The sequence below is a fragment of the Streptomyces sp. MnatMP-M17 genome, from assembly GCF_900091995.1.
In the GTDB taxonomy this organism is placed as follows: domain Bacteria; phylum Actinomycetota; class Actinomycetes; order Streptomycetales; family Streptomycetaceae; genus Streptomyces.
This window is the reverse complement of the sequence record NZ_FMDK01001100.1, coordinates 1-4,461: the sequence shown is the minus strand read 5'-3', so window position 1 is coordinate 4,461 and position 4,461 is coordinate 1. Positions and strand designations below refer to the sequence as shown.

Annotated in this window: 4 protein-coding genes; all 4 read right to left on the bottom strand. The window is 68.1% G+C overall.

Annotated elements, in window-relative coordinates; all coding sequences use genetic code 11:
* Positions 1-1,037 (bottom strand): cell division protein FtsZ (gene ftsZ / locus GA0115259_RS36475; RefSeq protein WP_093604766.1); only part of this gene is annotated, 1,037 nt, incomplete at its 3' end.
* 276 nt (positions 1,038-1,313) lie between these two features.
* Positions 1,314-2,105, bottom strand: a complete 792-nt coding sequence (locus GA0115259_RS36470; protein WP_093604764.1) for a cell division protein FtsQ/DivIB — start codon at positions 2,103-2,105, stop codon at positions 1,314-1,316.
* Between the two features lie 14 nt (positions 2,106-2,119).
* Positions 2,120-3,214: an undecaprenyldiphospho-muramoylpentapeptide beta-N-acetylglucosaminyltransferase gene (gene murG, locus GA0115259_RS36465; RefSeq protein ID WP_093604762.1), complete on the bottom strand. Its 1,095-nt coding sequence runs from the start codon at positions 3,212-3,214 to the stop codon at positions 2,120-2,122.
* A 6-nt stretch (positions 3,215-3,220) separates the two neighbouring features.
* On the bottom strand, positions 3,221-4,461 hold a 1,241-nt coding region (ftsW, locus tag GA0115259_RS36460; protein ID WP_107469396.1), incomplete at its 5' end, for a putative lipid II flippase FtsW.

Below are 4,461 nucleotides of genomic sequence, written 5' to 3'. Positions count from 1 at the left end.
GGGGCCCGGCCGCTGTCCGCGCGGGACGGGACCGGCTGGTCGTCGCGCTTGCCCGAAGCGCCGAGCACGGTCTCGCGCCGGGTCGGCGGCTGTCCGCCGTCGAAGCCGGCCGCGATGACGGTGACCCGTACCTCGTCGCCGAGGGCGTCGTCGATGACGGCGCCGAAGATGATGTTGGCCTCGGGATGGGCCGCCTCGCTCACCAGCTGGGCCGCCTCGTTGATCTCGAAGAGACCGAGGTCGGAGCCGCCGGAGATGGAGAGCAGCACACCGCGCGCGCCGTCGATGGACGCTTCGAGGAGCGGCGAGGAGATCGCCATCTCGGCGGCGGCCACCGCGCGGTCGTCGCCGCGGGCCGAGCCGATGCCCATGAGGGCCGAGCCCGCCTCGGACATCACGGACTTGACATCGGCGAAGTCGAGGTTGATCAGACCGGGCGTGGTGATGAGGTCGGTGATGCCCTGGACACCGGAGAGCAGGACCTGGTCGGCCGACTTGAACGCGTCGAGCACACTGACCTGGCGGTCCGAGATGGAGAGCAGCCGGTCGTTGGGGATGACGATGAGGGTGTCGACCTCTTCGCGGAGTTCGGCGATGCCGTCCTCGGCCTGGTTCGCGCGGCGGCGGCCCTCGAAGGTGAACGGGCGGGTGACCACACCGATCGTGAGAGCCCCGAGCGAGCGGGCGATATTGGCCACGACGGGCGCGCCGCCGGTGCCGGTGCCGCCGCCCTCCCCGGCGGTGACGAAGACCATGTCGGCCCCCTTGAGGACCTCCTCGATCTCCTCACGGTGGTCCTCTGCCGCCTTGCGGCCGACGGCCGGGTTGGCTCCGGCCCCGAGGCCGCGGGTGAGTTCCCGGCCGACGTCGAGCTTGACGTCGGCGTCGCTCATCAACAGGGCTTGCGCGTCAGTGTTGATCGCGATGAACTCGACACCCTTGAGACCGACCTCGATCATTCGGTTGATGGCATTGACACCACCGCCGCCGACACCGATGACCTTGATGACTGCGAGGTAGTTCTGCGGTGCTGCCACGTCGAAGGCCTCTCGCCTCGAGTTACGTGTCGCCGCTCCGCCGATGTGGCGCCGCGACGACTGATGCCGATGGGACGGTCCGAAACGCCGACCCAAACCCTGACGTTGAAGTTCAGGGTTACCAGTGTGTCCGCTTCTTGGACTCTTCCGAACAGGACACTAAGTCGACAAGTGGCGCACGTTCAACGAACACGCCGAACCTCCCGTTTTTCTTTTCACCCTATGTGATCACCCATAGCGCTGACCAACCAGGGTGCTGGCCAGCGCATATGTCCGTCAACTCCCTGACGCGGCAGGCGCGGTGGGAGCACTCACATCGAAGTACGCGGCCTTGGGAGCCGCTTTCATCAGAGCGGCGAGCGCACGCGCCTTGGCCGTGCCGTCCTCGGCGCTTCCCCACATCACCGTACGGCCGCCGGTCAGCTCCAGGGAGATCGAGTCGTACGAACGGACCCGGACCTTCCTGGTGTCCGCGGCCACTTTCCTGGGGAGTTCACTTCTGGCACGTACCGCTTCGAGGATCAGCCGGCCGGTTCCGAAGCGCCGCGGAACCGCTGTCTGATCCACCGTCAATTCGAGCCCTGGGACGCCGGCCGGCGCCTTCTCGACCTCGGCGAAACGTACACCGTCCCCGTCCACTTCGATGAACTTTGCGCCCTTTTCGATAAGCAGGACGGGCTTTCGTTCGATCACTTTCAGACTGATTCCATGAGGCCAGGAACGAGCCACCTCGACCGAATCGATACGTGGCAGCTTCCGCCGGAGCCTGGCCTCAATCGCGTCCGTGTCCACGGAAATCAGCGGCGCTCCGACCGGTACGGCCGCGGCGGACTCCACCTCGGCGCGTGTGAGCACCTCCGCGCCCGAGGTGCTGACTCGTTCGACCCGCAGCCAGTTCGAGCCGTACAGCGCCCAGGTACCGCCCGCGAGGAGCACGCTCGCCATGATCAGTACGATCATCAGCCGCCGGCCCGGCAGTCGGAACCGGCGGGCCACGGGTTCCTCAGGAGAGCGGCCGGACTTCGAACGCGGTCGTGCGCCGCGCTCGGCGGTCGTCGGTCCGGCCACTCTCCCCTGCCTCCCTACGCCTGACGGCGTGCGGCGATCGCCTCGTACACCATGCCGACCAGCAGGTCGTCGGCGTCCCTGCGGCCGAACTCGGCGGCGGCGCGGGACATCTCGTACAACCGGTGCGGATCGGAGAGCACCGGAAGGACCTGGCTCTGCACCCACTCGGGCGTGAGTTCGGCGTCGTCGACCAGCAGACCGCCGCCGGCCTTCACCACCGGCTGGGCGTTGAGCCGCTGTTCGCCGTTGCCGATCGGCAACGGAACATAGGCGGCGGGCAGCCCGACGGCGGAGAGTTCGGCGACGGTCATCGCGCCCGCGCGGCAGAGCATCATGTCGGCCGCGGCGTACGCGAGATCCATCCGGTCCACATACGGTACCGGGACATAGGGCGGCATTCCGGGCATGTTGTCCACGTGCGGCATTTCATTCTTGGGACCGACCGCGTGCAGGATCTGGATACCGGAGCGCTGGAGCACCGGAGCGATCTGCTGGATCACCTCGTTGAGCCGGCGTGCGCCCTGCGAGCCGCCGGAGACGAGCAGCGTCGGCAGGTTCGGATCGAGCCCGAAGGCGGCACGCGCCTCGGGACGCACCCGCGCGCGGTCGAGAGTGGCGATCGTACGGCGCAGCGGGATGCCGATGTACCGGGCGCCACGGAGCTTGCTGTCCGGGGTGGAGACGGCCACTCCGGCCGCGTAGCGCGAACCGATCTTGTTGGCCAGCCCCGGCCTGGCGTTGGCCTCATGGACGATGATCGGCACTCCGAGCCGTTTCGCCGCGAGATAGCCGGGCAGGGCGACATAGCCGCCGAAGCCCACCACGCAGTCGGCCTTGGTCCGCTCCAGGATCTGCTCGGCCGCCTTGATGGTGCCGCGCAGCCGCCCGGGGACGGTGATCAGCTCCGGCGTGGGCCTGCGCGGGAGCGGTACGGCCGGGATGAGTCCCAGCTCGTAGCCCCGCTCGGGAACGAGCCTGGTCTCCAGTCCGCGTTCCGTGCCGAGGGCCGTGATCCCCACGGTGGGGTCCTGCCTGCGCAGGGCGTCCGCGAGGGCGAGCGCGGGCTCGATGTGGCCGGCGGTCCCCCCACCGGCGAGTACGACATGCACCGAAATTCACCGCTCTCCGGACGGACGCTTCTTGACGCGCCGTCTCATCGTCTTCCATCTCACCCGGGGCCGCCGCATGGCCAGGGCCGCCTTCGCGGCGGGATCCTCTCGCGCGAACGCGATCAGCAGCCCGACGGCGAACATGGTCGGCAGCAGGGCCGATCCTCCGTAGGAGAACAGCGGGAGCGGGACTCCGGCGATCGGCAGCAGACCGAGCACCGCACCGATATTGACCACGGCCTGCGCCGCGATCCAGGTGGTCACACCTCCCGCGGCATACCTCACGAAGGGATCCTCCGTGCGTCCGGCCACGCGGATACCCGCATAGCCTAGAGCCGCGAAGAGGGCGAGTACCGACAGCGTCCCCGCCAGCCCCAGTTCCTCCCCAGTGATGGCGAAAATGAAGTCGGTGTGCGGTTCGGGCAGTTGGCCCCACTTTTCCACACTCGCGCCGAGGCCGGAACCGAACCATCCTCCGGAGGCGAGGGCGTAGATTCCGTGGACCGCCTGCCAGCACTCACCGTTCGGCCCGAGATCGGTCGCGCCGATGCACGCGAACCGCGAGAGCCGGTTCTCGCTGGTCTTGATCAGTACGAAGCCGACCAGGCCCGCGACGGCGAGCACTCCGGCGAAGAGCCTGGTGGGAGCGCCCGCGAGCCAGAGCAGACCGAAGAGGATGGCGGTCAGGATGATCGCCGTGCCCATGTCGCCGCCGAGCATGATCAGCCCGAGCAGCATGAACGCGACGGGCACGAGCGGCACCAGCAGATGCTTCCACTGGGACAGCAGTCTCTTGTCCTGTTTGCGGGCGAGCAGATCGGCGCCCCACAGGATCAGCGCGAGCTTGGCGAACTCGCTGGGCTGGAGCTGGAACGGGCCGCCCAGATAGATCCAGTTCTGATTGCCCTTGACGGACCGCCCTATCCCGGGGACCTGCACGAGCACCATCAGGAAGACCGCGCCGACCAGCAGCGGATAGGACAGCGCCCGGTGGAGCTTGGTCGGCATCCTGGAGGCGAGCAGCAGCAGTCCGGTGCCGAGGATCACCGCGAGGAACTGTTTGCGGAAGAAATAGGTGGACGGCAGCGAGAGCTGGAGCGCGTAGATCATCGACGCGGAGTACACCATCACCAGACCGAGCACGGTGATCAGCAGTCCGCTGCCGAGGATCAGGTAGTACGCGGTCAGCGGCCGGTCCCAGGCCCTGCGTGCCCGCTCGTACAGCCGTCTGGGCCCGCCGCTCCTGG